Origin of the sequence: Pseudomonas sp. RW407 (assembly GCF_003176655.1) — a bacterium.
Classification (GTDB): domain Bacteria; phylum Pseudomonadota; class Gammaproteobacteria; order Pseudomonadales; family Pseudomonadaceae; genus Pseudomonas; species Pseudomonas delhiensis.
In genome coordinates, this window is the sequence record NZ_QGSL01000002.1 from 1 (window position 1) to 21,591 (window position 21,591).

Consider the following 21,591-nt stretch of genomic DNA (forward strand, 5'->3'; position numbering starts at 1 on the left):
CGGATTGCAAATCCGTGAACGCCGGTTCGATTCCGACCTCAGCCTCCAACATGAAAGCCCCGTAGATCAAGGTCTACGGGGCTTTTTATTTGCGCTCCAGATAGCCACGCGAAACGGTATGTTCTGGTACGCGTTCCAGAATCTTTCCTATTTCGCCGGCTTCGCAACAGCACCCACTCGGCGATAAACCCGCTCTGTAATTCCCTCCTTCGAGTGCCCCAGCAGTACGCTCGCGTCGGCCACATCCCGGATTTCGCTCGCCGCCTTTGGTCGGATGTCGCGGAACTGGAATTGCCGGATACGCACTGCAAGATCGGGCTCACCATTCGCCTCCGCTTCACTGGCCGCTTTTGACCTGGCCTCATCCCACCGATTCCTGAGCATTGGCCAGGACACCCGCTTGCCGTTCCGGCTCAGCACCAGGAACGGCGACAGCAGTCCATCATTCCCTTGTTCTATACGCTTCAGCAGCTTCCCGAGCGAGTTCTGCTCGCCATCGACTTCGACCTGGATGCGCAGGCGCTTGCCGGTCTTTCCCTGAGTGACCAGCAGATAGCCGTCGACAATGTCATCCTTGCGCATCCCGAGCACGTCGGCAGGGCGCTGGCCAGTCAGGTAGGCCAGGTCCATGGCGTCTCGCAACTCATGGCAGGCCTGCGCATAGACCGCCTTCCAGACCGTGTCGTTGGCGTAGTAGTCCCTGGGTTTCTCCTTGTTCTTTCGCACTCCAAGGCAAGGATTGGCCTGCTGGCACAGCCCCCATTCCCTGGCGGTGTTGAAGACGTGGCTGAGCAGGGCGATTTCCCGGTTTGCCCGAGTCTTGGCCTCCCTGGCGTCTCGATACTGCGCGATCATCGACGGAGTGATGTCCTCGATGGCCATCTCATCGAATGCTCGGCGCAGGCGCTTCATCTCCGACTTGTTGTCCGCCTGGGTGCGCGCGGCCTTCTTGGGGATGATATCCCGCTCATACCGGTCGAAGATTGATCGCATCAGCGTTGCCTCTCCCGGGATAGCTGTGGATTCAAGCTCCGCCCATTTCCGCCGGGCTTCGTTCAGGTCGGCGCCAAGCGGGATGTCCTTGCCGTCAGGCGTGCGGTAGTAGTACCTGGTCCAGACCTTACCGTTCTTGCGCTTGCGGTTGCGCTGGTAGACGTTGATGGGGAGGTGTCGGTTCTCTGGTTTGCGGGGTCTCATTCGTTGATCCGTGAGAAGTCAGGGCCGCGCTTGGGCTTGGGCGGCGGAGCAGAATCTACCTGCGGCGGGACTATCCCGAGCTTCATCCGGGCATAGAGGCGCCCAACCAGCGGACGCTTTCCGCGGCTCTCGACATAAACCCAGTGGTGACTATCAAGCCAGCGTCGCTGCCAGGCTCTGACCTTGTAGCCGGTGATCTCGGCCAGTTCCTCATCGGAAAGGATTTCGCTTTCCATGGGCAATACCTCATCGCGCCGGCTGACTGATGCTGGCCGGCGATGTTGGAGTGGGGTGGTGCTGAATGGGGGGGTTAGCGCTGGAGCGGTGCTGACGGCTGCCACTCGACCAGCGGCTGGTCCCGCTTGATGTAGAGCGGGTGCTTCGGGCTGCCGTCCTGATTGGCGCCGAGGCACCACAGGCGCGCACCGGCGGCCTGCAGGAGGTTCACCACTGCGGCGACTCGCTCCGGCCTCGCGTGCGAGCCCCAGGCGCAGACGATGTCGCCGTACTCGGCGGCCAGCGCAGCCAGGTGCCGGTCGTTCTCCGGCCCGACCGGATCGGCGCACCTCCATAGTTCCCGGGGATCCGTTGCCCGGTACGCGTAGAGGTTGGCCACGGCCAGGCCGGCACAGTCCCAGGCGGTGGCGAAGCCGATGCAGCGGCGTATCGTCGGATCGTCCAGGGTGGCGTCGGCGGTGCTCGGGTTGAGCATGACGAACAGCGCACCGGGCTTCTCGGCCAGCAGCAGACCGGTCTCGCGGGTGAGCAGGTAGCGGTACAGGCCGCAGTCACTGATGATCGCGTCCATCCCGGCCTCCCTTCTTCCGGAGGTCACGCTTCAGGGCGGTGACCTCGTTCTGCAGTTCGTTCCAGTCTGGATCGTTTCGGGAGTAGCTGGGGCTGCGCTTCATCAGCCGCTCCAGCCATTCGGTGATGCGCAGCAGGATGCGGTAGATCACGCTTCACCTTCTGCCGGCTGAGGCGCGGCGGCTCGGTCCAGGCGCTCTATCTCAGCCAACGCCAGCGCGCAGGCCTTGATCAGATCGCGGCGCGCGGTGGTCGGCTTCCACCACTGCTGGTCCCACGGCCAGGCCAGCGAAACCAGCAGAGCTGCGGTTTTATCATCCGCCGCGCTGGAGCCGGCCAGGGCGTAGCAGGCGGCGGCGCGGGCCATCTGGCCGTGGTCGTGCTCGTTGTCGTGCTCCGGCGTCCAGCCCTCGGCCGCCACCTGGCGGCGCCGCTCGGCCTGCACGTCGAGCCAGGCCTGGGGCACCTGCCCAGCCTGGGCGACCGGGGCGGCGTAGAGCTTCACCACGTCACCGCCGTGATCGCTGATCTGTGAAAGGGCATCGCCTTCGGTGTTGTACAGGCGGGAGTAGTCCGGATCGTCGCAGTCGGCGAAGTAGTAGAACGGCTTCTGCTTCTCCAACTCGGCGAGCCTGGCTTGGGCGGTGTCGCGCTCTGCCTCCAGCTTGCTGATCGCCGTGGTGACGTTCATGTAGCCCTTGCCGGTGACCAACTCCCACACTTCGTCGTACAGCTCGGCCTTGTAGCGCAGGGAGCCGACGATGCGGTCATGCTGGACGCTCAGTTCATCCAGGCCATTGCGGACGATGAGCGCGGATTCGGCAATGTCCTCCATGTGCCCGAGAGCACTTCCGCCGGCTTCGTATACGCTGGCCGCCTCTTCTACTCGCTGCCGAATCTTCTCGGCATGGCGGCGATATGGATTGAAGTCCACGACTCCCGGCTGCTCCAGTTCCGGCGCCAGGGCAGCGCGGGCCTCCATCAGTTCGTGGTTCTGGCTGAGCAGGGTTGCTGCTAGGTTGCGGCGCTGCCCTTCGATAGCGTCCTTGTGCTCGCGCTCTTGCTCTGCCAGGTACTGCCAGTGCTCAGCAGGTGTCCATGGCGACGGAATCACCACGGCGCCGACGGAGATGCCTTCAGGCATTGGCAGGGCATTCAGCTCGGCGGCGTGCTTCTCGGCGTCTTCGCGGTTGAACGCTGCATACAGGTCGTCAGGCCCTTGTGCATGGATCGCCCACAACTCCCCCTGCGCGCCCTCTGCCTGCTTCCGCACAGATGCCGCAATTTCCTCGCATGCATCGGCCCAGGCATCCCCCTCCAGGTTCTGCAGCCAGTCGCAGGCGTCGCTCTTCTCTTGTTCCTTGCTCATACTTTCGTCCTCGTGTGCTTGGCGATGAACTCAGCAGCCTCTGTGCTCAGCTGCTGGCCGCCGATTCCGTTGGTGAGGTGGGATTTCATGCGCCGGATCAGGTCCAGGGCCTGCTGGTGGAACAGAGCTTCAGCAAGCTGCGCCTGGTAATGCGCGTGCGGGTTCGCGATCAGCTCGGTGATACCGCGCTGAACGGCTGATTCGTCGAGGGGCATGGAAGTTACCTCGCGCCGTAGTGGCGCAATGGCATGGAGTGGGGTAGGTTCGGATGGCCCGGCATAGGGCCGGATCAAGGAGAAATGGGTGGCAGTGAAGGAACCGACTGATCCAGAGCTTCAGACAAGCCTCTTCATCGCATATGGATTGCTCGTCATAGCATTCATCAGCCCTATGCTGGCGCTTATGTTGCCGATGCCGCCATTCAAAGGGCTTGAGCTTGGCGGTTGGTTTAGTCGGAGCGGGGCGGTCACGACTGTGTTTGCCCTCCTGGCTGAGTCTGTGCTTATTAGGGCGAAGCTCTCCATCACACCAGTTGGGTGGGGGTGGGGCGGCCTCCAAGAGCAACGAGATCGGTTTATTCCGAAATTCAATGCGCCGGAGCTAACGGTGTTCTGCCTGACGATCGTGGGGACCTTGATATGGGCCTACGGGGACCTGCCGTTCACCTGGCTAAGCCAGGACTAGTCGCCGCACATGCAGTCGATCAGGTCTTCCGTTTCGGAAAAGTCTAGGTCGAGCGGTATCTGCCGCCTTAGTTGGTCTGCCATCCAAGCCAAGGCGCGGTAGTTGGGTCGGTCCTGGCGGAAGACTTGGCCCGAGCGATCCTCGGCCTCGATCCACCACTTGGCGCATTGCGGGTTTTCCACGATAGCGCGGATGATCTTCTCGGGCTTTTTCAGGAAGCAGAGGTCGCAATTGCCAAGGTCGGAATCGATACCGAGGTCGAACAACTGGCGCGCCCAAAAGCTGTTCACGTCCGCCTTGAGCACCCCTGCGTGGTACATGGGGGTGACGTTTTCCCAGCGGTTGGAGCCTTTCTCGTTGGCCGCCATCATCCGGTGGTACCGCTTCGGCTCGTCAGCTCGGATGCCGATGATCGCGTCCCAGGAACTGTGGCCGAGGACGTCACGCATCCACCAGGTGGCCGCCTTGATCTTCATCCGATCTGTGCACATTCGATTGGCGGGGTTGGGAAGAATTGGCGGCTCTTCTTTCTCTTCGCGGCGGTAGTCGGCGTAGTAACGGAGCATGAGATCGAATGGCTCGCCATTCCGTGACGCGGACTCGTAGGTGACTTCCTTCCAGCTCAGGCCTTGACCATAAACGCCGTCGAACTCCAGCCAGGTGATCGGCACTCCCCAGTGAAGCTGGCACTCGCGGATGAAGTCGAGCGTTTCCGGCCGTTCCTTTCCAGTATTCTGGAATGTCACGTGCACGTCACTGGGTAACTGTCCGCCGTGCCCTTCCAGGATGTGGTAGAGCATGAAGCCTGACGATCTCCCGCCGCTGAAACCGATCTGTGCCGGTCCAGTAATGTGATATGGGTTCATGGCTTTCTCCAGACAAAGCTCCGCCGCGGTGCAGCGGAGGGCGTGTGGATGGTTATCGGGGAAGGCGAGGCGCGGAAAGGCCGTTGATCTCAACCTGCCGCACCCGCTTGCGCAGCCAGTCGGCATTCACGCCTAGGCCGCTTGCGATGTGCTGCCAGTCGTATCCGGAGCAGTGGAGTTCGTAGGCCAGGGCCAGCTCGGAGTTACCGAGCCGGCCGTAGGGCTCACTGCTCATGACGGGCTCGCTGGATCTGATATTCATCGATGATCCGTAGGACCGTGGTGGTGGAGGTCTCGGCCCGCGTGGCGATTTGGGCGATAGTCAGGCTTTCTGCACAGAGCTTCCGGATAACCGGTGCGAGCTTGGATCGCCTAAGCTTCCCGGCGTCCACGCATGCATTACGGGCCTTCTCGCCGATCACACGCTGCTGAGCAGTGGAGTGCCGAATCTCGATACCGTGCTCAGCCGCGATACGCTTGATGCGGCTGGAGTCCATGCGTAGGTCCATCTTCATGGCAGTGATGCCGGCTCCATTCTCAGCCAGCTCGCGAATCCTACGTACCGCCGCAGCCACTCGGTTCTCTTCCGGGCTGGAGAGACTGCTACCGGAAAGGATCAGGTCATTGCGGTTCCACTGGTACGGCTGGTCTAGACGCTGTTCGATTCCCGGGATGACGTGAATTTCGCCACCCGCCGCCAGGTACTGCTCAACCTGGCCGGCCAGTTGCTCCCGCCGATCTTCCAGAGGATGACGTGTGCGGTAGTCGATGGGGATCATGCTCATGCCGCGTCGTCCTGGGCCGCTTGCGGCTCCTGATAGGCTTCCGCATTGCCAGGCTCAACCCACTGGTATTCCACGCCTTCCAGGCGCTGCCAGAGGGCATTGCGGGCCGTGCTGACGGCTGCGAAGTCGAAGGTCTTGATGCGCTCCCAGCTACGGGTGTTGAAGGCGAACTCCAGCATGTCGCCCTTGGCCTTCTTGGCATCGTTACTGGTGCCGCCGTGGTGCTTGTTCAGCAGCTCCACAATCTCGTCCAGGGCGATTTCCTTCATGCGCCTCTCTTTCTGCCAGCGTGGTTCGCCGTCTTCTTCGAACAGTTCAGCGTTGTCCCGAGTGGTGTCGACGCCCATGTGCTGGCCGCCGAGGTTCAGGTACTCAATGTGCGGCAGGAAGTCCTTGAAGGAGGGGTTGGCGAACTGCTTGCCGTCGATCTTGGTGCTGCGGTCCTTCAGAACCGTGGCGGTGCGCCAGACCTGCGGAGGGCTGGTGGTGATGTCCATCTGCTTCTCCATCAGGATCAGGATTGACGGCTCGTAACCGGTCTCGCCCTCGGCCTTCATCTTCACGCCGGTCTTTTCGAGGTTCTTCTTGCCGTCTTCACCTTCGAAGAAATCGTACTCGTAGCCGGCACGGCCGCACAGGATGATGTGGCAGTTGCTGTTCACGTAGCGGTCGGTGAAGCGGCGCCATTCCTGTTTCAGCCACGCCCAGTCACTGAATTCCAGGCCACGCTTGCGACCGCGGCGCTTGGCATACTCATCGCAGAGGCCGGTCCAGAAATGGCTGATGGAGTCGATCAGCAAGAAGGCGCCCTCAGCCTCGGCCTCGTCGATGGCGGTCAGCAGGTCCACGAATGCGCGAGTCTTGGCTACGAACAGCGGAATGCCAGCAGCGTCGAAGCGCGGCTTTACCCAGTCAGAGCCGGTTTCGGTGTCGAGGAACATCACTGGCTTGTCGCCACCCGGCAGGCTCTTGGCTCGCATGTGCTCGACCATGCCGATGGCGATCTCGGTCGCGGTGAAGGTCTTGCCGTCACCGGCGAAACCCATGATGCCGGCCTTCAGGTAGGCCTGGGTGTTCTCAGCTTTCTTGAAGAGTTTCATGCGTACAGGTCCTTTGCCGCGCGGCGCGCAGCTGGTAGAGGGATGGTTACTGGCCGGTGGCTTTGGCGATGGCGGCTCTGGCATAGAGGATTTCCGATTCAAAGGCGATCGAATCATCCTCTCCGAGATCCAAAAGATGCTCGGCAATGCAGAGCTTCTTCTCAGCATCGATCAGCGCCTCCAGCAGATCAGGCGCAGCAGCGATCAGGCGCGCATTGGCTTCCTGCTGCTCTTGTCTTTCGGTAGGCCCGCAAGCTGCGACTTCTTGTAGAAGGCCGCCGCCAATGCGAGCCTCAACGTACTTGGTGTAGCGTTCATGCCCATTGACGAACCACGGGCCAGGCGTATGGCTCATGCTGTTCTCCAGGTAGAAGGGAGGGGAAGGCGCTTACGGCGCCACTCGGCCAAGTCGTCCGGGCGTAGAAAAGGGCGCTCCGGGCCTTGGCTGCCTGGGTTTTTCACACCTGGCACTATCCGGCTGATCCAGTCGCAGATATCCGGTTTACCGGCCCGCTGCGCTCGGGTGCGTGATTGGGTACTGAGGCGACTCGATGCTGTACCGCCCCGTGATGGAGTCAGCGAACTCGATGGCCTTGAAGAACAGGAGCATGGCGACGATGGCGAGGATCAGGCCGTTGCGGAGGGCTTTTCTGAGCATGGCTATTCCTCCTTCCGATAGAAGCCAAGGCGATTCAGGGCTGCCTCAAGGTCGTAGCCGGTGGCGTCTTTGTCGACCTCGCCAAGCAGCATCACGACGAACTTCTTGCCGCGTTCTGGCTTGAAACCGAAGGTGAATTTCTGCCCGGTTTCTTCGCCCCAGCCGATCTTCGTGAAGCTGTTGACGAAAGTAGCGTCGCCGTCGAAAAGCTGAACTCCGTTCATGGCGTCACCATCCCCACAAAAGCCCAGGCGAAGGCCAGAACGCTGCCCACGAAAAAGGCCGCGAAGATGATGGTCTTGGCGGCCTTGGTCAGGTCGATGGTGATTGTCATGCCGCCTCCTGCGCTGCTACGTACAGCCGGTAGATCTCGTCTTCCTTCGCGCTCACCAGGTCTCCAGCGATATCGCGCACCTTGTCGTTGCCGATGAAGCAGCGCATGAGCCGCTTGGCTTCGCTCAGGTTGTTGGCTTCGAGCGCGACGATGAGCTGGCCGAGGTTGCATTCGTGGTCACTCGGAATCGCGTCCTCGGCGGCCTTCTGGAGCTTGATGGCGAGCACGTCGGCCTCCAGCACCTTCTTGCCGGCCACCCTGACGAATCCCTTGTTGATCAGGTCATCGACGCAGACGAAGTGGAGGTTTTCCCATTCGCTGCTCTCAGACCAGGAAGGTGAATCGTCAGGAAGCATCGCGTCATACGCCGCCTGGGCGCGTTGGAGTTTGGCGTTCATGGCTTCCTCCTGGGAGAGAAGGTTTTCGTCAGCGCAGCATCGACTGAGAAGCCTCTGCGGAGCAGGGCTCGGGCGACTACGGCGCGGTATTTGTGGGAATGGCTGGCCTGGCGGAACAGGCCGAGGTAACTGTTGGCGAGCGTGCGTATGTCTTCATCGGGCGCCGCAGCGATTCTCCTGTGAGCCTCGGCAACCGTTCGCGAGCGAGTGGTGCGGCACCAGGGTTTGATGACGTGACCGACGAAGTCCACACCCCGATCTACCGGCTGAAGAATCGTTTTCGAAGGATTGAGCCGGGCGCCCAGGGTTGGCAGGAAGGCCTCGATCTCTGCCTTCCAGGCGTTCAGTTGTTGCGGTGATTCGTGCAGCAGCACCATATCGTCGACATACCGGATGTAGTGCTTGGCGCGAATCTGGTGCTTCACGAACTTGTCGAGATCGTTGAGGTAGATGTTCGCGAAGAACTGGCTGCTGAGGTTGCCGATGGGCAGCCCGAGATGCGCCGGCTGCGCGGTCAAGCGCTTGTGCTGCGGCACTTCGCGGAACAGGTGCTTAGGGCTCCGCGTCTCGTAGTCGGTGCGCGGGTCGTGCCAGAGGATCTGCAAGGCCAGCGACTGCCACCATGGATCGTCAATCAGACGGGCGATCTGGTCGTTCAGTACGCGCTTGTCGATCGAGACGAAAAAATTAGCCAAATCCAGCTTCATTCCGAAGCATGGACGGCTCCAGTTCTGCGTCACGCTCCGTATCTTGCTTTCGAGCCGCTCGGCGGCGTACAGGGTGCCGCGGCCGGGAATGCAGGCGCAGCTGTCGACGATGAAGGTAGCTTCGATTCGCGCACCGACGTGGTTGTACAGCAGGTGATGCACGATGCGATCGCGAAAGTCGGCAGCCCATACCTCTCTTGCCTTGGGCCGCGTCACCACGAAGCAAATCGACTTGCCAGGGGTGTAGGTTCCGGCCTGAAGGTCTTCGTACAGGCCGACCAGGTTCTCTTCCAGGCTTTCCGCGAACTTCAGCGCGCTGGTCGTATTGCTCTTGCGCCGACGGCAGTCGTAGTAGGCCTGAACCAGATCTTCGAAAGGAAACATCATCGCAACTCCTGATTCTGCGGACGGGGCGGACGCGGAAGCTGTTGTTCTTGTTGTTGATGTTCGTGTTGCCGTCGTTGAAGTTCACGTTGAAGGCGTTGTTGGAGGAGTACTGCGACCTATCTCGCTATCTACGTCGCCCAGCCGATTGCTCAGCCGAGAAACTGCGCCGGACCGTTCCAGTCGTTCCTGATGGTTTCCGTGGTGCGCATGGCGGTGCCCGAAGGCAGCGGCGAGACCAGATTCAGCGCGCAGGCGCGGAGGCCTTGACCTTCACGCAACGGGCGCGGTTGCGAACTTTCCTTTCCAGGCATTTGCCTGTTTGCCGATGGAGGCAGTGAGTTGCATAGCTGCAGCATGTTGCTTGAGGCTGATGAAGCGCTTGTTGGCGAGAGCGCGGAGCAGGTAGTTCACCATCCATACGCTTTCTAGCAATTGGTTTAGGTGAGCGACCTTGTCCTTCGCCATGTTTGCTCTGCCGATCAGCACCATGATCTGCAGTACCTCATCGCGGAGCTTGGAACCAACAACCTGCTTCAGATCACGCGGGATGTTGCGGACCAGATCAAGGGTGAGCCCAAGTAGCTCTTCGGCTGCCTTGTGAATCGCCAGTTCGGTGTGAATCGCCATCCTGGCACCCCCATGGATTGAATGACTGAATTACCGAAGAATTCTGCGGACGGGGCGGACGCGGAAGCTGTCGTCCTTGCCGTCGATGGTCGTGGTGCCGACGTTGAAGTCCACGTTGAAGGCGTAGTAGGAGGAGTACTGCGTACTGCTCCAGTGCCAGCCTTCGCTGAAGACCTCCGGGGCATTCGCCCAGGCCAGCATCAGCTCTGCCTGGGCTGGAAGGTAGAAGTCGCTGTGCCCGTCGATGGTGATGCCTGCGGCATACTCCGCAGCCGGATGATCACCTTCCTCGATCAGCACTCTGGTGTTCGCCAGGCCATCCCATTTGCTGGTCGCCTTCGAATCCTCTCCGTGGGCGCCCCACTTGAGCTTCGTATCGCTCTCGGCCTTCGCCACGATGAGATCGTAATCGGGATGACCATCGCGACCGCGCATGACGCCAAGGTAGATACCTCCTTGCTCGGGCCATTCGGTGCCGATGGCGGGCCGGGTTCCTACTGCAGAGGAAGCAGCCTCCAGGGCTTCTTCTCTCAGCATCTGGAGCATCAGCGCAGCGAACTCCACTTTATCGGTGGCGATATCTGTGTTTCCGGACTTGATGATGACAGTGGTCATGTCGACTCCTGAAGAAAAGAGCAGGCGGCCGGCGCTACTCGGCAAGCATCTGGTCTGACCGTCGAGGGGCTACGGTCCCGCGAATCGCCTGCAAGAAGGGATTGAAGGAATGGATCACTGAATGATGAGGCTGCGGACGGGGCGGACGCGGAAGCTGTAGTCCTTGTTGATGATGTCCGTGCCGCCGGCGCCGAAGTCCACGCTGAAGGCGTCGTAGGAGGAGTACTGCGAACTCGACCAGTACCAGCGATCCTGGAATCTGCCGATCTCGCCAGCATGCTTCGCCGCGAACAGAAGGTTCAGTTCCAGGGCGGAAGGGATGAATACGCCATCGCCGATCTCCACAGCCAGCTTGGCGATGGGGCTGCCGGCCTCGACCATCGCGCTAGTGTTTGCAGCACCGTCGCGGAAGCTTTTGGCGCCTTCGACGTTGACGCCGTACTCGCCCCATTTACCGGTGAATTCCCGTTCAGCTCCGATGTCGATCAGGGCTCTCTCGAAGCCGTTCAGCCAGTAGCGGGCACTGAAAATTCCGTCGGCCAGCGGTTGACCGATTTCCGGAAGTTCATCCGCAAGAATAGTGGTAATGACCTTGGTCATGGTGTGCTCCAGAAGGACTGAATGATTGAATCAGTGGAGGATGAGAATCTTGCGGACGGGGCGGACGCGGAAGCTGCCGTCCTTGAGGCCGATGTACGTGCTGCCGCCGAGGAAGTGCACGGGGAAGGCGAGGTCGGAGGAGTACTGCGAGCTGGTCCAATACCACTCGCTCTCGTCCAGGTCGCTCAGATACCCCTGCTGCTTGGCGAACATCATTTGGTGCGATTCGAGCGCCGAGGGGATGACGGCGCCGAGGGCCAGAACCTTGGCCGCCAGCTCGCTTCCCGCTTCAGCCATGGCGCGAGTGTTAGCCTCGCCGTCGCCATGGTTGGTATCGACACTCTTCCCGCGCTTACCCCATTCGCCTTTGATCTCAGCGTCGGCGCCGAGAGCAACCAGGGCGTATTCGGAATTGCCGTACCACTGGCGGGCGAAGAGGGTGCCATCAGCAAAGGGCTGGCCAAAGGCGGGGAGTTCGGATGCTTTGATCGATGCAGGGATCATGTCGGGTTTCCTTTGTGGTTTGGGCGGTGCGCGCTTTCGGCTGCCGGCGATGCGTCGGCATGCGAAAGAGGGCGGAAAGAGAAAGCCCGTGCGGTGTCACGGGCTTTCGGCGCGGTTGAGGCTTGTTGGCGGGACGCTATGCACCGGATTGCAGTGGCGCCCGGTGGTACATCGACCGAACCAATGCCGGCGCACCGGCTTTCCGGTGGATCGGGTAGGCAATTCAGGTTGCGCCGATTCCGGCGGCGCAAACGAAAGCAACACCCCGATCAGGATGATCAGAAGCATGGTGGTTCCTCGGGGAAAAGAAGCCCGGCGAACCGGGCTAAGAGGTGGCGTCCTTGCCGGGGAAGTCAGTCGACACGTTCGGAGTAAGTGCCCCATGCGGCTTCTTGCTCGAACCATTCGCCCTCGGCCATCTTCTTCGGCCAGCCGGGTGATCCCTGGTTCTGCAGCCAGTAGCGCTCGAACTGCTCCAGCTCTTCTTTGCGCTTCGCCACGTACTCGGAAACGGTGATGCTCATGCTGTTCTCCTGTCTTAGGTATGGAGCCATGGGGGAGCGGTCTGCGTGGGCGTCCCCAGCTTTCGCGATGGCTGCTTGCGTTCCACCTGGCATCGGCCTGATTACAAGTCAGGTGCCTGGCTACTCACTTGCAGACCGCTCCCCTCACGACTCCAAGGTTTGATGCGCCCTGGCTGGGCCAGGGGATCGGGTTCAGTCCAGTCCGGTTTCCGGCGGCGCCTCGCGGAAGACGGCGGCGATGCGCTCGAAGGCCTGGGCCATTTCCTCGCGCCGCTCCTGCGATTTCGGCAGCCAGAAGGTGACGGCGCTGCGGTCGTCATCCGCCGGCGGGTGGTGCAGGCGCTCGCTGCTGTGCAGGATCAGCTGGGCGGCGTGGTAGACGATGCCGGTGTTCGATTCCTTCGCCACGGTGATGACCTCGCTGGTCAGCTCCTGGCTGTAGACGTTGATGCGCATGGCGTTCCTCCTGTTGTCATCCCGCTGCACCCGGTCGCCCAGGTGCAGAAGTGATGCTCTCGGGAGCCCCTGCCGTCGGCAGGGCGGCGGATTAGGCCTGGAGCTGCGCAAGAAGGCGCGGCACCTTGCCGACCTGGCCGGCGTGCTCACGGGCGCTGACCATGGAGGCAACGCGCATGCCGAGCGCTGCGCTGGCGTGCTGTGGGTAGCCGGTCTTCAGCATGCGGATGCGAACGTGGTTCGCATCGCGCGCAGTGGCCACGCACAGCTTGACCTGCAAATCGCGGCGATCGAGTTCGCTCAGGATTGCCGCCTGGGCCTTCTTCGCGCCCCAGGTCTCGGCGGCAAACTCAAGGTCGTGCAGCTCGTAGGTGGTCCAGTTCTCAAGCGAGTACATGTCGCCGCGCTCGATGGCGTTGATCATGCGGCGCTGAAACTTCAGCTTGGTCTCGTCCATCTCGGTTCTCCCTTCTGCTGCGCCCTGCGGGCGGTTGTCTTCCCGGATGCGCCTCTGGTGGAGGCGCATCGAGGAAATCGGGTGGCGGTTGGATGGATACGCCATCCGCAGAGCCGCCGTGCGCCCTGGTCGGAGCCGACTCGTGGTGCGGCGCTACCGCACCCTCTGCTACACCCCGGTTGCGATCCGGGAATTCAGGCGGCGGCGTTCGAGGTATGCCATCCGCGGTTGAAGGCGCCACGCAGCCGGTTGTAGATACGCGCCCGCTCAGTGCGATCCAGCCCGCGCGTCTCGGCAAAAATGAATTGATCGACCGGCTGGCAGTCATACGGCGTCAGCATCAATCCGGCCTGTTGATATTTGGCCCCAAGCTCGAACATGGACTGTTCGTCGGCGGTCATCGCAGCGTTCATTGACCTCTCCTGTTCCGGTTGTCATCCCAAAGCGCCCTCGGGTGAAGGCGCTTCAGTGATGCTTCCCGCCGCGCTCAGCAATCTGGCGTCTTGCGCGGCGTCATGTCCTCACCACTGCCGATAGCAGCTCGGACTCGATGTGTTTGGCCTTGGGCTTCCCTCGCCGCGCCTTCAATCGGCTTACGGAGCAGGTCATGGGGGACTAGGGGTGATCTCGCGGGTTCGCTGCAGCCCGGCGGCCTGGTGATGTGGGCAGCTGCTCGCGAGGTGCCGATCCGAACATCGGCTGGGCTTGTTACTGCATGGGTGGGTTCCTCCTATTGGTTGTGTTCACCGCAAGCCTTTGCATGGCCTGTCCGCTTTGCCCGGGAAAGCGCCAATTCATGGCCCGAGCAGGGAGCGTTAGCAGTGCAACCCTCAGCCCGCTTTGCGCTATCTGCTCAGTGTCCTGAGCTGAGGGAGCGCGCCGCCTGGCGTCGAGCTGGCCGGGGTTACCCGGCATCAGCAGTCGTGTTTATCCACCGTCGCTCGCCACGCTGTTCTGTGGCGTCGGGACTGCGGTGGGGTCTGCGTTGTTAAAGAGCGTTCCGGCTTCGCCGAGGCATCTCTGCCTTGCCCCGAGGGGCCTGCCAGCGCGGTGGATTGCGTTGGTGTGTAGAGAAATTAGCAATCGCTAAATTACTTTGCAATAGCAATTGCTAAATATTTTCTCACGCCCACAAAAAAGCCCGCACTAGGCGGGCTCAGGATTCGGTGTCAGGCGGGGAGGGGCGGCGCTGGAGCGAGTTCAGCGCCGGGGCGGGGCGGTCGTCAGCTCAGTAGAGAGCCGGGAGGGAAGGATAGGCAGAAACGAAAAGCCCCGCGGGTGCGGGGTTAATTTTTTGCCGGGCGCGCCTGGATTACCGGTTGTGGTGCTGGATTCGATTGAGTCTTGGTATAGAGGCCGTGCTGGATTCCGCTATCGATATCGAAGTTGTCTTTGATTACCTCAAAGAACTGCCCGTCTCCATGCTCGAATTTCCTAAAGATCGCGAATGCAACCAGGTCAGCGAGCTGGATCAGGCGAGAGGCTTTGGAATCCAGAAATACGGGGACTTCAGCGTAATTCTTGGTTTGGCCTTGGCTATGCCCGGTATGCTTGAATTCGCGCGCGAGCGTCTGGATTCTGCGCTCAGTACTGCTCTTATCGAAAAGCATAATTCCGCGTTGGGGGTCGCCATGCTTGGCATAGAGCCTGCGAAGGAAAAGATCGAATCGCATCGAAAGCTTCTCAAACGCATGTTCTACGGGATCTGCCCCGGCAAATCCTTGCTTATCGATCACTGCTGCGAAGAGACGTACATGCTTGCTGGTCAGGCTGACAGCGAGCGAGTCCTTGATTGCCTGAACCCTGTCCGCAAGCGGGAATTGCTTCCAGCCATCCCTGCCTGACCGCATGGGAGATCCATGGAGCTCAATGTCGTAAGGAGCAGCAGGCTTGAAGCGTTCTGCAATCTTATTGAGCTCAGTCTCTATCCAGTGAGATTGCCGCTCAAAGACACTGACCCCGCCGAGCACGAAATAACGTTGCTGTGGATCGGCAACGCTTCCCGATTCGTCAAGGTACAGTAGATGCATCCATGCCTCCAAAGGAAAAGGCCGCGCAATGCGCGGCCTTTGGAATTAGGTAAGCCGGGCAGGGTAGAAACCCCGACGCACTGCAAGAAGGTCAGCGCTCCCGACTCATGCCGCGAAGTATAAGCGTCGTGATGATGACGTCAATGCTTTTCTGCAAAAAACGCTTGGCGTTGTCGCATTTTTTGTTGTAGGCAGCTATCGCCATGTGCAATCGATTGCACCGCTCCATCGTGGCGCCGAGGACCTAGCGCAGCGCTAGCCATGCCACGACTGTGATGGCGATCAAGATCACGATCAGCCACCCGCCGAAACCAAGGTTTGTGGTTTCGGTCTTCTGCCCGCCGCCTTTCGCGTAGAGTTTCGACGCAGAAAGGCCGGTGCCGGGAATGCCTGCGGTCATCCGTGTACCTTTTTTACTCAGGTTGGCGGTGAGCCCCTTCTTGCCAATCGACGCGCTCACGCCGCTCTTACTGACGTTCACCCGAATTCCAGGTGCGACCTTGAAGCTCTTCCTGAATCTGATCGCCATGACGGTGCTCTCCGCTCACTCCCCCATGATCTGCCTATAGCGGCGCTGGTATTCGTCGTAGCTCAGGCCAGTTTCGGCGTTCAGCTTTTCGAGTTGCTGCTGTTGCCATTGCTCGCGAGATACTAGGGCTGCCGGCTGACCTGTCGTGCTTGCAGTGGGAGCAGGGCGAACGGTTCGCTCATATGGCGAAATAGGTGCTGTCCCGCCGCGGGTAAACCTAGTCACTGTGCCATCCGGCCCAAGCTGAATTCCCACGCTCTGAATTTCGGTACCGATCCCCATGAATCCGGTATTCACGTAGGACCAGCCGAGTGTTCGATTGCCGTCAGAGTCGAGCGTCTCTGAAATTGGATTCCCGAAGAGGGCAACCAGGTCCTGCCGGTCTGTCTTCCCAGGAATGACCTGCTGCATCTGCGCATCGGTGATTCTCTTTCCAACGATGGCGCAGCTCGTCAGAAGAATTGAAGCCATGATGGCGATGGCTAGGGTGCGCATGGCGACCTCCTTGTCTTATGAGCTAGAGCTCGACATACCTGGTCGACTTCGAGATGGCCCCCATGAAGTGGATCTTCTCTATGTCGGTTTCGGCGATCGTTAGGGGCGGATGAGCATCGTTCACGCTAAGCAAGCGAACCATGCCATCTCTCGCGTACATGAAGACCTTGATCATGGACTGGCCATTCGTCGTCCTGACCAACACCTCATCCCCGGCGACGTAGGGTTTGTTTGGCTCAATGATGACGAACTCGCCGCTGCGTATCCTTGGCTCCATGCTGTCGCCGACGACCTTCAACGCATAGGCGTTTGGGTCATCACTGCTGATCCTGATATACCCGTCCCCGTGGCCAACGGGGTAATCCAAGGCCTCGAAATAGCCATCCGTTCCCAACTGCGCCATCCCTACGACTGGAACCAATCCGTCCTTAACTGCCATCGGCGCGCCTTCCACGTTCTGGAAATGCTGAAGGGCGCCTGAGATCCTGACGAACTCGCCATCAATGGCGTCTCCGTCCAGCCTGGAAAGGGATCCAGGCGGTAGACCGATCTTCTTCTCCATGTTGCGTGCAGCGCGCTCCCCGAAGTTCCTGGTGCCGTTCAGCAACTGAGAGATATAGGAGGCGTTCAGGTCATGCCTGTTCGCAAATTCTGCCTGCGTGAGGCCGCCCATCAGGCGTTTAAGGGCCTCAACTCGTAATTGGTTCATGTCCATCCGTTGATCGTCGCAGCCAGTTAGCAAACTGTAAATTACGGTTTGCTATTGCCTGTGCCATTAGCAAACGCTAATCTTGCTCCAAGAAAAGGAGGCTCAAATGAACCTACTCGAATACATGAAGCCGCTGTCGCGCGAGGAGCTGGAGGATTTCGCTGCTCGCTGCAAGACCAGCGCCGGGCAAATCAAACAGGTCGCCTACGGCCATCGCCGGGCAAGCGCTGCGTTGGCAATCGATATCGACCGGGAAACCAAGGGGGCGGTTAGCTGCGATCAGCTGCGCCCGGATATCGACTGGGCGTACCTGCGCAGTCGTCAGCCGTCCGCTGCCTAGCCGACAGCCTCACGAATTCATAGGAGCGCTCCATGAACGAACTCCAAGTCCAGATTGCCAGCCAGGCGTATGCCGATGCCGTTCGTGAAATGGCCACGGTGCCTTGCAGTGGTGAAGAGCTGAAAGAGAAGGCCGCCCACGTAGCGCAGGCACTGGTGGACGGCCTGCGGCTTATTTCTGAAGCGACCGGTAGTGCTCTGTGAGCCCCTTGTACATCGCGACCAGGAAAGCAGCGGCGTTTGCTCCAGACGCAGAGCTCACTCCCTTTGTACGGAAAAGATCGCCCCCTGCAGAGGAAATCAGAGCGACCAGCGCTTCGTGTGCAGCCTTTTCTGGATCGACAACCGGATCGGAAAGCTTGGTGATTTCGACGCTCATGTCGGGCCTCCGCGGCCTTCGTTGTGTGTGGAAGCAAAACGATAGCACGGAGCGCCTGACGCCCATTGAGACCGGTCATTTGCGGCGCGCCGCAAGCCGGGTGACCGCATGGTTGAAGGCTGTCTTTCCTGCGTCATCCAGCCGGTCTTGCACCAGTTCTGAGTAGTGATTGAACGCCGGCCAGACCTTGAACTGATAGGTCAGCGGCAGTGAGTGAAGTAGGGCGGCAAGCGCGCAACGAAGCGCGAGCACTTCGCCCTGGAGTTCGGAGAGGTCGGCCATGGGGAAATCCCTGTCGGTTGATCGAGTGATGACAGGCTACGAGCAGGAGCACAACGTGGAAACGTCCAGCCTTCGACATACCCAGACGCGCGACCAGGTTCTGGTGGCCTACGCCGCGGACCAGATCGCGCGCACCAGCCTCAGTACGGATGACTTCGCCCAGGCGTTGAGCCGTGCCTTGCATGATCGCTGCCCGACCAAGGCTGCAGAGAAGGGCGTGCCGGATTTCGAATCAGACCTCTTGTGCGCCAACCCTTCAGAGTTCCTGAAGGCCGGCGGCCGCTGGCTGAAACGTGTCCAGCGCCTTCTGGATGACCAGGAGATTCCGGCCTGGGTGGAAGAGGCCTGGGTGGAAGCCCTTGAGCCCGAATGGCGGGAGCGCTGCATCAACGAACTGGCGTCCCGCTACGGCCTGATCGGTGCCCGCTCCGAGGGTGTCAATGGCTGCCCGGTGAGCGCCTTCGGCCAACTGGTCGCCGGCCTTGGAGAGGCCGTGGAGCGCTGCAGCGCCGTTCTGGCTGACGGGAAGATCGACGAGCAGGACGTGCCGGAACTCCCGGCTGCTATCGACCGCCTGCGACTGGTCGAGTCGAAGAGCTTCGAGATGCGCCGCCGCATGGAAAACGAACTGGCCATCCACGTTGGTGGCCGGCCGTTCCGCGTGGTCGGCTGAATTACAGACACAAAAAAGCCGGGATTGCGGCCCGGCTGATTCGATAAAGCTGTGAACGGGATGAATCATGACAAACGTAGTCCAGATTGACAAGTCCAGGGGGTTTACCCGAATGGACAACAGCCTGATGGAGTCGCTGGCCAAGGTCGATTTGCCTGCCCGCGAGTTCCGGGTTCTTTTCGCAATCAGCCGGCAGACGATCGGTTACCAGGTCGAGGCGAAGCGCCTTACTGCAGACGAGATTGGCGCACTGACCAACATGCGCCGGGACGTGGTTTCCAAGGCGATCAGCCACCTCCTCGAGCGTCGCATCCTGTTCCGTATCGGTGGGAGCCGCGGTGAGCTCGGCGTATCGCCCGCCAACGAGTGGGTATTCCACGAAGAGAAGAAAAGCAGTCTCAGTGAGACCAAATCGTCTCACTCGGACAATGTGGTCTCACTGAGCGGTAATGCGAGTGAGACCAAAATTGCTCACTCCCTTCTCTATACAAAGAAAAAAGATCTACCCCCTGAAACTGTTCCTTCGGAACAGATTTCCGCCCCCCAAGGGGCTGCTCAGTCCCCCATCGAAAAACCGAACGGGGTTTCGTTCGATGGCGAGGAGTTCCACGTCGAGCCAGCCCTGATCGCCAAATGGACTAGCGCCTACGCCCCGGTTGACGTGGAGACCGAAGTTTCCCGGGCTGCCGTCTGGGCTGCCGCGAATCCTCGCAAGGCGAAGAAGAACTGGCGCATGTTCCTGGTCAAGTGGTTGGCGAAGAGCGCCGACAAGTCCGTGAGCGAGTCGGGCGTTCCTGTCGACAAGATCATCGACCTGTACCACCGCGTTTGCCCGAACCTGCCGGCGGTATCCGTCGCCAACGACAAGGTTCTCCGCGCCCTGATCGTCGAGCGCTGGAACGAGAGCGACAAGCACCAGGCCAGCCCGCTGTGGAAGACCATCTTCGAACGTGCCAATCGCCTGAGCCAGGTCTGGTATCGCGGCGCCAACGTTGTGCCGCGCCTCGAAGTGATCTGCTCGCGTGCCGTGTTCCGCCAGTTGGAGGAGCAGGCATGATCGAACTTCACAGCCTCGAAGCGGAGCACGGCGTGATTGGCGCCATGCTCAAGCAGCCGCACCTGATCAGCGTCATCGCCGACGAGCTTTCGCCGGATGCGTTCGCCTACTCCGTCAACGCCGAGCTGTATCGCCTGATCCTCGATCTGGAATCGGCCGGCACGCCGGTTGACATCATCACGCTCGGAGAAGCCAGGGAGTGCCTTTCGGACGAAACGCGCACGATGGCCTATGCCGGCGAGATCATGCTCAACACGCCGAGCGTGGCCAACGCCAAGGAATACGCCCGTATCGTTCGTGAGCGCGCCATTTCCCGCCAGATCGCAGACGCCGCCAGCGGGATCGAGCAGATCGCCCACGAGAACTGCTCCATTGAGGACAAGATCGCCCAGGCGCAAGCCCTGGTGCTCAGCCTGGATGCGGGCGGCGCTGATGGTGAGTGCCAGATGGTGGGAGACATCCTGCGCGACCATGTCGAGGTGCTTCAGGAGCGCCATGACCGCGCGCAGAAAGGCGACACGATGGATGGCTTGAGCACCGGCATTCCCGACCTTGACCAGTACATGCAAGGCCTGAAGCCGGGGCAGATGATCGTTGTCGCTGGTCGTCCTGCGATGGGAAAAACCACCCTGGCAATGAACATCGCGGCAGACGTGGCCATCAAGCAGAATAGGCCGGTTCTGGTGATCAGTCTCGAGATGACCAAGAGCCAGCTGATGGATCGCCTGATCGCTGCTGTCGGCGGGATACCCCTGCAAAACCTAAAGGACGGTTCCTGTACCCACAAGGAGTCGACCGAACTCGCTGCGGCCACCCTCAAGCTGCGCGACGCCAAGATCGCCGTGAGCGACGTACCGGTCATGACGATGCCGCGCATCCGCTCCATTGCCCGCCGGCAGAAGCACCGCATGGGCGACCTGGGCCTGATCGTCATCGATTACCTGGGCCTAGTGGAAGGCGAGGGTAAGGGGCGCGTGGATGACGTCACCACCATGTCGCGCCAGATGAAGCTGCTGGCCAGGGAGATCGGATGTCCGGTGCTCCCGCTCTGCCAGCTGAACCGCGGATGTGAGTCTCGCCCCGATAAGCGCCCGGTGCTCAGCGACCTGCGAGAGTCCGGCGCCATCGAGCAAGACGCGGACATCGTGATGTTCGTGTACCGGGACGAGGTTTATTTCCCGAACAGCGAGAAGAAGGGCATTGGCGAAATCCTGATCCGGAAGAACCGGGATGGGGAGATCGGCAGCGTCTTCACCGCCTTCCAGGGAAGCAAATCCCGATTCGTACCCCTGGCAAGTCACTACCGCGAACAGCCTGAGCAGAAGGAGGACTGGTGATGAAAGAGCGCCGGACCATCTACCAGCACCAGGGATACAAGCTCCGCTCGTACACCGAACTGATGTGGGCTCGACTCATGGATGCGCTGGATATTTTCTACCTCTACGAGCCTCACCTGCTCCAAGTCGAAGGCTGCAAGTACCTGCCCGATTTCTACTTGCCGTCGGCTGATATGTACTTGGAGGTCAAAGGCACGCGGCCGACCGACATCGAGAAGGCAAAAGCCGAACAGGTTCATACGACAACGGGGCGCCCCGTCGTGTTTCTGGTTTCCAGGCCGCAGAGCGACACCCGCGGATTCATGAATTGCTACCTGCTGGTTCCGCGCGATGACGAGTGGGCAGCCATGTCGCTGGATTGGCTTGGTCAGATTTTTCTGAAAGCAGCCGGCGAGTACGCATGGCACAGGGCGATTCTCTCGGTTCGCGAAAACATCCTGGATTGTCTGCGCCCGGCCAGCGAAGTCCTTGACGAGGTCCTGCTCGAAACGATGGGCAGGAGCGAAGCAGAGGACTGCCTCCGGCTTACCCACAAACGAACCAATGATGATCGCCGCTCGATTGACCGCGAACTGTCGATTTCAGATCGCGGCATCGCTTGGTGGCGAAACCGTTACTTCCCCACCGGGACTGGTCCCGCCGCATCGGCTTCGGCAGGAAGGAGGGCCTCCCAATGAAACGCTCCT

37 protein-coding genes are annotated in these 21,591 nt (G+C 60.5%); 7 read left to right on the plus strand and 30 right to left on the minus strand.

What is annotated here, in order from left to right:
• Window positions 1-147: 147 nt before the first annotated feature.
• From DK254_RS00020 to DK254_RS00040, 6 genes are all read right to left on the minus strand, one after another.
• Window positions 148-1,197, minus strand: coding sequence for a tyrosine-type recombinase/integrase (locus DK254_RS00020; protein ID WP_109931386.1), 1,050 nt, complete (start codon window positions 1,195-1,197; stop codon window positions 148-150).
• Entirely contained in the window at window positions 1,194-1,433 is a 240-nt protein-coding gene (locus tag DK254_RS00025; RefSeq protein WP_109931388.1) for a DUF4224 domain-containing protein, read from the minus strand. The genes DK254_RS00020 and DK254_RS00025 overlap by 4 nt, the downstream gene beginning before the upstream one ends.
• A gap of 74 nt (window positions 1,434-1,507) precedes the next feature.
• Entirely contained in the window at window positions 1,508-2,005 is a 498-nt protein-coding gene (locus tag DK254_RS00030) for a DUF1643 domain-containing protein (RefSeq protein WP_109931390.1), read from the minus strand.
• On the minus strand, window positions 1,986-2,156 hold the full coding sequence (locus DK254_RS34015; protein ID WP_158546376.1) for a hypothetical protein: 171 nt from the start codon (window positions 2,154-2,156) through the stop codon (window positions 1,986-1,988). The genes DK254_RS00030 and DK254_RS34015 overlap by 20 nt, the downstream gene beginning before the upstream one ends.
• Window positions 2,153-3,373 carry a hypothetical protein gene (locus DK254_RS34650; protein ID WP_256595761.1) on the minus strand — a complete coding sequence of 407 codons (1,221 nt, stop codon included), beginning with the start codon at window positions 3,371-3,373 and terminating at the stop codon, window positions 2,153-2,155. The genes DK254_RS34015 and DK254_RS34650 overlap by 4 nt, the downstream gene beginning before the upstream one ends.
• Window positions 3,370-3,588 (minus strand): hypothetical protein, encoded by a 219-nt coding sequence (locus tag DK254_RS00040; RefSeq protein WP_089394781.1) that lies wholly within the window; start codon window positions 3,586-3,588, stop codon window positions 3,370-3,372. The genes DK254_RS34650 and DK254_RS00040 overlap by 4 nt, the downstream gene beginning before the upstream one ends.
• Before the next feature lie 88 nt (window positions 3,589-3,676).
• Here DK254_RS00040 and DK254_RS00045 point away from each other — a divergent pair, with 88 nt between their 5' ends.
• Window positions 3,677-4,057 carry a hypothetical protein gene (locus tag DK254_RS00045; RefSeq protein WP_109931392.1) on the plus strand — a complete coding sequence of 127 codons (381 nt, stop codon included), beginning with the start codon at window positions 3,677-3,679 and terminating at the stop codon, window positions 4,055-4,057.
• Here the strand turns inward: DK254_RS00045 and DK254_RS00050 are convergent.
• From DK254_RS00050 to DK254_RS00140, 22 genes are all read right to left on the minus strand, one after another.
• The gene (locus DK254_RS00050; RefSeq protein WP_109931394.1) at window positions 4,054-4,923 is read right to left on the minus strand and encodes a hypothetical protein; all 870 of its coding nucleotides are present in this window, start codon (window positions 4,921-4,923) and stop codon (window positions 4,054-4,056) included. The two genes, DK254_RS00045 and DK254_RS00050, sit on opposite strands and share 4 nt — an antisense overlap.
• Window positions 4,924-4,975: 52 nt before the next feature.
• Window positions 4,976-5,158, minus strand: coding sequence for a hypothetical protein (locus DK254_RS00055; RefSeq protein ID WP_109931396.1), 183 nt, complete (start codon window positions 5,156-5,158; stop codon window positions 4,976-4,978).
• The gene (locus DK254_RS00060; RefSeq protein WP_146219530.1) at window positions 5,148-5,708 is read right to left on the minus strand and encodes a hypothetical protein; all 561 of its coding nucleotides are present in this window, start codon (window positions 5,706-5,708) and stop codon (window positions 5,148-5,150) included. Before DK254_RS00060 ends, DK254_RS00055 begins: the two co-directional genes overlap by 11 nt.
• Window positions 5,705-6,808 carry an AAA family ATPase gene (locus tag DK254_RS00065; protein ID WP_109931400.1) on the minus strand — a complete coding sequence of 368 codons (1,104 nt, stop codon included), beginning with the start codon at window positions 6,806-6,808 and terminating at the stop codon, window positions 5,705-5,707. Before DK254_RS00065 ends, DK254_RS00060 begins: the two co-directional genes overlap by 4 nt.
• 46 nt (window positions 6,809-6,854) lie before the next feature.
• Entirely contained in the window at window positions 6,855-7,163 is a 309-nt protein-coding gene (locus DK254_RS00070) for a hypothetical protein (RefSeq protein WP_109931402.1), read from the minus strand.
• A 147-nt stretch (window positions 7,164-7,310) separates the two neighbouring features.
• Window positions 7,311-7,466, minus strand: a complete 156-nt coding sequence (locus DK254_RS34245; protein ID WP_177411994.1) for a hypothetical protein — start codon at window positions 7,464-7,466, stop codon at window positions 7,311-7,313.
• A gap of 2 nt (window positions 7,467-7,468) precedes the next feature.
• Window positions 7,469-7,690 carry a hypothetical protein gene (locus DK254_RS00075; RefSeq protein ID WP_109931404.1) on the minus strand — a complete coding sequence of 74 codons (222 nt, stop codon included), beginning with the start codon at window positions 7,688-7,690 and terminating at the stop codon, window positions 7,469-7,471.
• Window positions 7,691-7,796: 106 nt separating this feature from the next.
• A complete protein-coding gene (locus tag DK254_RS00080) occupies window positions 7,797-8,198 on the minus strand; it encodes a hypothetical protein (protein ID WP_109931406.1) in 402 nt (133 codons plus the stop codon).
• The gene (locus DK254_RS00085) at window positions 8,195-9,292 is read right to left on the minus strand and encodes an RNA-directed DNA polymerase (RefSeq protein WP_109931408.1); all 1,098 of its coding nucleotides are present in this window, start codon (window positions 9,290-9,292) and stop codon (window positions 8,195-8,197) included. Before DK254_RS00085 ends, DK254_RS00080 begins: the two co-directional genes overlap by 4 nt.
• A gap of 270 nt (window positions 9,293-9,562) precedes the next feature.
• Window positions 9,563-9,919: a four helix bundle protein gene (locus tag DK254_RS00090; RefSeq protein WP_109931410.1), complete on the minus strand. Its 357-nt coding sequence runs from the start codon at window positions 9,917-9,919 to the stop codon at window positions 9,563-9,565.
• A gap of 30 nt (window positions 9,920-9,949) precedes the next feature.
• Window positions 9,950-10,534: a DUF1566 domain-containing protein gene (locus tag DK254_RS00095; protein ID WP_109931412.1), complete on the minus strand. Its 585-nt coding sequence runs from the start codon at window positions 10,532-10,534 to the stop codon at window positions 9,950-9,952.
• Between the two features lie 114 nt (window positions 10,535-10,648).
• The gene (locus tag DK254_RS00100; protein ID WP_109931414.1) at window positions 10,649-11,134 is read right to left on the minus strand and encodes a hypothetical protein; all 486 of its coding nucleotides are present in this window, start codon (window positions 11,132-11,134) and stop codon (window positions 10,649-10,651) included.
• Window positions 11,135-11,164: 30 nt separating this feature from the next.
• Window positions 11,165-11,638, minus strand: coding sequence for a DUF1566 domain-containing protein (locus DK254_RS00105; protein ID WP_109931416.1), 474 nt, complete (start codon window positions 11,636-11,638; stop codon window positions 11,165-11,167).
• 96 nt (window positions 11,639-11,734) lie between these two features.
• Window positions 11,735-11,926 carry a hypothetical protein gene (locus tag DK254_RS33640; RefSeq protein ID WP_146219531.1) on the minus strand — a complete coding sequence of 64 codons (192 nt, stop codon included), beginning with the start codon at window positions 11,924-11,926 and terminating at the stop codon, window positions 11,735-11,737.
• A 65-nt stretch (window positions 11,927-11,991) separates the two neighbouring features.
• Complete coding sequence (locus DK254_RS34020; RefSeq protein WP_158546377.1) at window positions 11,992-12,162, minus strand: hypothetical protein; 171 nt, start codon at window positions 12,160-12,162, stop codon at window positions 11,992-11,994.
• A 192-nt stretch (window positions 12,163-12,354) separates the two neighbouring features.
• Window positions 12,355-12,618, minus strand: a complete 264-nt coding sequence (locus tag DK254_RS00110; protein WP_109931418.1) for a hypothetical protein — start codon at window positions 12,616-12,618, stop codon at window positions 12,355-12,357.
• 91 nt (window positions 12,619-12,709) lie between these two features.
• Window positions 12,710-13,075 (minus strand): hypothetical protein, encoded by a 366-nt coding sequence (locus DK254_RS00115; protein WP_109931420.1) that lies wholly within the window; start codon window positions 13,073-13,075, stop codon window positions 12,710-12,712.
• A gap of 194 nt (window positions 13,076-13,269) precedes the next feature.
• Complete coding sequence (locus DK254_RS00120) at window positions 13,270-13,488, minus strand: hypothetical protein (protein WP_109931422.1); 219 nt, start codon at window positions 13,486-13,488, stop codon at window positions 13,270-13,272.
• Window positions 13,489-14,361: 873 nt separating this feature from the next.
• Window positions 14,362-15,105 (minus strand): DUF3800 domain-containing protein, encoded by a 744-nt coding sequence (locus tag DK254_RS00125; RefSeq protein ID WP_109931424.1) that lies wholly within the window; start codon window positions 15,103-15,105, stop codon window positions 14,362-14,364.
• 244 nt (window positions 15,106-15,349) lie between these two features.
• Entirely contained in the window at window positions 15,350-15,634 is a 285-nt protein-coding gene (locus DK254_RS00130) for a DUF4236 domain-containing protein (protein WP_109931426.1), read from the minus strand.
• Between the two features lie 15 nt (window positions 15,635-15,649).
• On the minus strand, window positions 15,650-16,129 hold the full coding sequence (locus tag DK254_RS00135; RefSeq protein WP_109931428.1) for a hypothetical protein: 480 nt from the start codon (window positions 16,127-16,129) through the stop codon (window positions 15,650-15,652).
• Between the two features lie 22 nt (window positions 16,130-16,151).
• Window positions 16,152-16,844, minus strand: a complete 693-nt coding sequence (locus DK254_RS00140; RefSeq protein WP_256595764.1) for a helix-turn-helix transcriptional regulator — start codon at window positions 16,842-16,844, stop codon at window positions 16,152-16,154.
• A 100-nt stretch (window positions 16,845-16,944) separates the two neighbouring features.
• Here DK254_RS00140 and DK254_RS00145 point away from each other — a divergent pair, with 100 nt between their 5' ends.
• Together DK254_RS00145 and DK254_RS34025 are read left to right on the plus strand one after the other, a co-directional pair.
• Window positions 16,945-17,178: a YdaS family helix-turn-helix protein gene (locus DK254_RS00145; RefSeq protein ID WP_109931430.1), complete on the plus strand. Its 234-nt coding sequence runs from the start codon at window positions 16,945-16,947 to the stop codon at window positions 17,176-17,178.
• A gap of 32 nt (window positions 17,179-17,210) precedes the next feature.
• Complete coding sequence (locus DK254_RS34025) at window positions 17,211-17,381, plus strand: hypothetical protein (protein ID WP_158546378.1); 171 nt, start codon at window positions 17,211-17,213, stop codon at window positions 17,379-17,381.
• Here DK254_RS34025 and DK254_RS33645 read toward each other — a convergent pair.
• On the minus strand, window positions 17,350-17,556 hold the full coding sequence (locus DK254_RS33645) for a hypothetical protein (RefSeq protein WP_146219532.1): 207 nt from the start codon (window positions 17,554-17,556) through the stop codon (window positions 17,350-17,352). The two genes, DK254_RS34025 and DK254_RS33645, sit on opposite strands and share 32 nt — an antisense overlap.
• 75 nt (window positions 17,557-17,631) lie before the next feature.
• Window positions 17,632-17,838 carry a hypothetical protein gene (locus tag DK254_RS00150; RefSeq protein ID WP_109931432.1) on the minus strand — a complete coding sequence of 69 codons (207 nt, stop codon included), beginning with the start codon at window positions 17,836-17,838 and terminating at the stop codon, window positions 17,632-17,634.
• Here DK254_RS00150 and DK254_RS00155 point away from each other — a divergent pair.
• From DK254_RS00155 to DK254_RS00170, 4 genes are all read left to right on the plus strand, one after another.
• Window positions 17,837-18,511 carry a hypothetical protein gene (locus DK254_RS00155; protein ID WP_371921079.1) on the plus strand — a complete coding sequence of 225 codons (675 nt, stop codon included), beginning with the start codon at window positions 17,837-17,839 and terminating at the stop codon, window positions 18,509-18,511. The two genes, DK254_RS00150 and DK254_RS00155, sit on opposite strands and share 2 nt — an antisense overlap.
• A gap of 67 nt (window positions 18,512-18,578) precedes the next feature.
• A complete protein-coding gene (locus DK254_RS00160; protein ID WP_109931434.1) occupies window positions 18,579-19,568 on the plus strand; it encodes a replication protein in 990 nt (329 codons plus the stop codon).
• A complete protein-coding gene (gene dnaB / locus DK254_RS00165; RefSeq protein WP_109931436.1) occupies window positions 19,565-20,905 on the plus strand; it encodes a replicative DNA helicase in 1,341 nt (446 codons plus the stop codon). The genes DK254_RS00160 and dnaB overlap by 4 nt, the downstream gene beginning before the upstream one ends.
• Window positions 20,905-21,582, plus strand: a complete 678-nt coding sequence (locus DK254_RS00170; protein ID WP_109931438.1) for a hypothetical protein — start codon at window positions 20,905-20,907, stop codon at window positions 21,580-21,582. Before dnaB ends, DK254_RS00170 begins: the two co-directional genes overlap by 1 nt.
• The last annotated feature ends 9 nt before the right edge of the window (window positions 21,583-21,591 follow it).

Excerpts from the sequence above, each read along its gene's own strand:
- DK254_RS00075 (WP_109931404.1), bottom strand. The coding sequence starts at position 7,690 with ATGAACGGAGTTCAGCTTTTCGACGGCGACGCTACTTTCGTCAACAGC.
- DK254_RS00020 (WP_109931386.1), bottom strand. The coding sequence starts at position 1,197 with ATGAGACCCCGCAAACCAGAGAACCGACACCTCCCCATCAACGTCTAC.
- DK254_RS00135 (WP_109931428.1), bottom strand. The coding sequence starts at position 16,129 with ATGCGCACCCTAGCCATCGCCATCATGGCTTCAATTCTTCTGACGAGC.
- DK254_RS34020 (WP_158546377.1), bottom strand. The coding sequence starts at position 12,162 with ATGAGCATCACCGTTTCCGAGTACGTGGCGAAGCGCAAAGAAGAGCTG.
- DK254_RS00060 (WP_146219530.1), bottom strand. The coding sequence starts at position 5,708 with ATGAGCATGATCCCCATCGACTACCGCACACGTCATCCTCTGGAAGAT.
- DK254_RS00085 (WP_109931408.1), bottom strand. The coding sequence starts at position 9,292 with ATGATGTTTCCTTTCGAAGATCTGGTTCAGGCCTACTACGACTGCCGT.
- DK254_RS00130 (WP_109931426.1), bottom strand. The coding sequence starts at position 15,634 with ATGGCGATCAGATTCAGGAAGAGCTTCAAGGTCGCACCTGGAATTCGG.
- DK254_RS00120 (WP_109931422.1), bottom strand. The coding sequence starts at position 13,488 with ATGAACGCTGCGATGACCGCCGACGAACAGTCCATGTTCGAGCTTGGG.
- DK254_RS00170 (WP_109931438.1), top strand. The coding sequence starts at position 20,905 with ATGAAAGAGCGCCGGACCATCTACCAGCACCAGGGATACAAGCTCCGC.
- DK254_RS34650 (WP_256595761.1), bottom strand. The coding sequence starts at position 3,373 with ATGAGCAAGGAACAAGAGAAGAGCGACGCCTGCGACTGGCTGCAGAAC.
- DK254_RS00125 (WP_109931424.1), bottom strand. The coding sequence starts at position 15,105 with ATGCATCTACTGTACCTTGACGAATCGGGAAGCGTTGCCGATCCACAG.
- DK254_RS00095 (WP_109931412.1), bottom strand. The coding sequence starts at position 10,534 with ATGACCACTGTCATCATCAAGTCCGGAAACACAGATATCGCCACCGAT.
- DK254_RS00055 (WP_109931396.1), bottom strand. The coding sequence starts at position 5,158 with ATGAGCAGTGAGCCCTACGGCCGGCTCGGTAACTCCGAGCTGGCCCTG.
- DK254_RS00090 (WP_109931410.1), bottom strand. The coding sequence starts at position 9,919 with ATGGCGATTCACACCGAACTGGCGATTCACAAGGCAGCCGAAGAGCTA.
- DK254_RS00105 (WP_109931416.1), bottom strand. The coding sequence starts at position 11,638 with ATGATCCCTGCATCGATCAAAGCATCCGAACTCCCCGCCTTTGGCCAG.
- DK254_RS00145 (WP_109931430.1), top strand. The coding sequence starts at position 16,945 with ATGAACCTACTCGAATACATGAAGCCGCTGTCGCGCGAGGAGCTGGAG.
- DK254_RS00065 (WP_109931400.1), bottom strand. The coding sequence starts at position 6,808 with ATGAAACTCTTCAAGAAAGCTGAGAACACCCAGGCCTACCTGAAGGCC.
- DK254_RS33645 (WP_146219532.1), bottom strand. The coding sequence starts at position 17,556 with ATGAGCGTCGAAATCACCAAGCTTTCCGATCCGGTTGTCGATCCAGAA.
- DK254_RS00140 (WP_256595764.1), bottom strand. The coding sequence starts at position 16,844 with ATGGACATGAACCAATTACGAGTTGAGGCCCTTAAACGCCTGATGGGC.
- DK254_RS00080 (WP_109931406.1), bottom strand. The coding sequence starts at position 8,198 with ATGAACGCCAAACTCCAACGCGCCCAGGCGGCGTATGACGCGATGCTT.
- DK254_RS33640 (WP_146219531.1), bottom strand. The coding sequence starts at position 11,926 with ATGCTTCTGATCATCCTGATCGGGGTGTTGCTTTCGTTTGCGCCGCCG.
- DK254_RS00150 (WP_109931432.1), bottom strand. The coding sequence starts at position 17,838 with ATGGCCGACCTCTCCGAACTCCAGGGCGAAGTGCTCGCGCTTCGTTGC.
- DK254_RS00030 (WP_109931390.1), bottom strand. The coding sequence starts at position 2,005 with ATGGACGCGATCATCAGTGACTGCGGCCTGTACCGCTACCTGCTCACC.
- DK254_RS00070 (WP_109931402.1), bottom strand. The coding sequence starts at position 7,163 with ATGAGCCATACGCCTGGCCCGTGGTTCGTCAATGGGCATGAACGCTAC.
- DK254_RS00025 (WP_109931388.1), bottom strand. The coding sequence starts at position 1,433 with ATGGAAAGCGAAATCCTTTCCGATGAGGAACTGGCCGAGATCACCGGC.
- DK254_RS00040 (WP_089394781.1), bottom strand. The coding sequence starts at position 3,588 with ATGCCCCTCGACGAATCAGCCGTTCAGCGCGGTATCACCGAGCTGATC.
- DK254_RS00155 (WP_371921079.1), top strand. The coding sequence starts at position 17,837 with ATGGGGAAATCCCTGTCGGTTGATCGAGTGATGACAGGCTACGAGCAG.
- DK254_RS00115 (WP_109931420.1), bottom strand. The coding sequence starts at position 13,075 with ATGGACGAGACCAAGCTGAAGTTTCAGCGCCGCATGATCAACGCCATC.
- DK254_RS00110 (WP_109931418.1), bottom strand. The coding sequence starts at position 12,618 with ATGCGCATCAACGTCTACAGCCAGGAGCTGACCAGCGAGGTCATCACC.
- dnaB (WP_109931436.1), top strand. The coding sequence starts at position 19,565 with ATGATCGAACTTCACAGCCTCGAAGCGGAGCACGGCGTGATTGGCGCC.
- DK254_RS00100 (WP_109931414.1), bottom strand. The coding sequence starts at position 11,134 with ATGACCAAGGTCATTACCACTATTCTTGCGGATGAACTTCCGGAAATC.
- DK254_RS34025 (WP_158546378.1), top strand. The coding sequence starts at position 17,211 with ATGAACGAACTCCAAGTCCAGATTGCCAGCCAGGCGTATGCCGATGCC.
- DK254_RS34245 (WP_177411994.1), bottom strand. The coding sequence starts at position 7,466 with ATGCTCAGAAAAGCCCTCCGCAACGGCCTGATCCTCGCCATCGTCGCC.
- DK254_RS00160 (WP_109931434.1), top strand. The coding sequence starts at position 18,579 with ATGACAAACGTAGTCCAGATTGACAAGTCCAGGGGGTTTACCCGAATG.
- DK254_RS00050 (WP_109931394.1), bottom strand. The coding sequence starts at position 4,923 with ATGAACCCATATCACATTACTGGACCGGCACAGATCGGTTTCAGCGGC.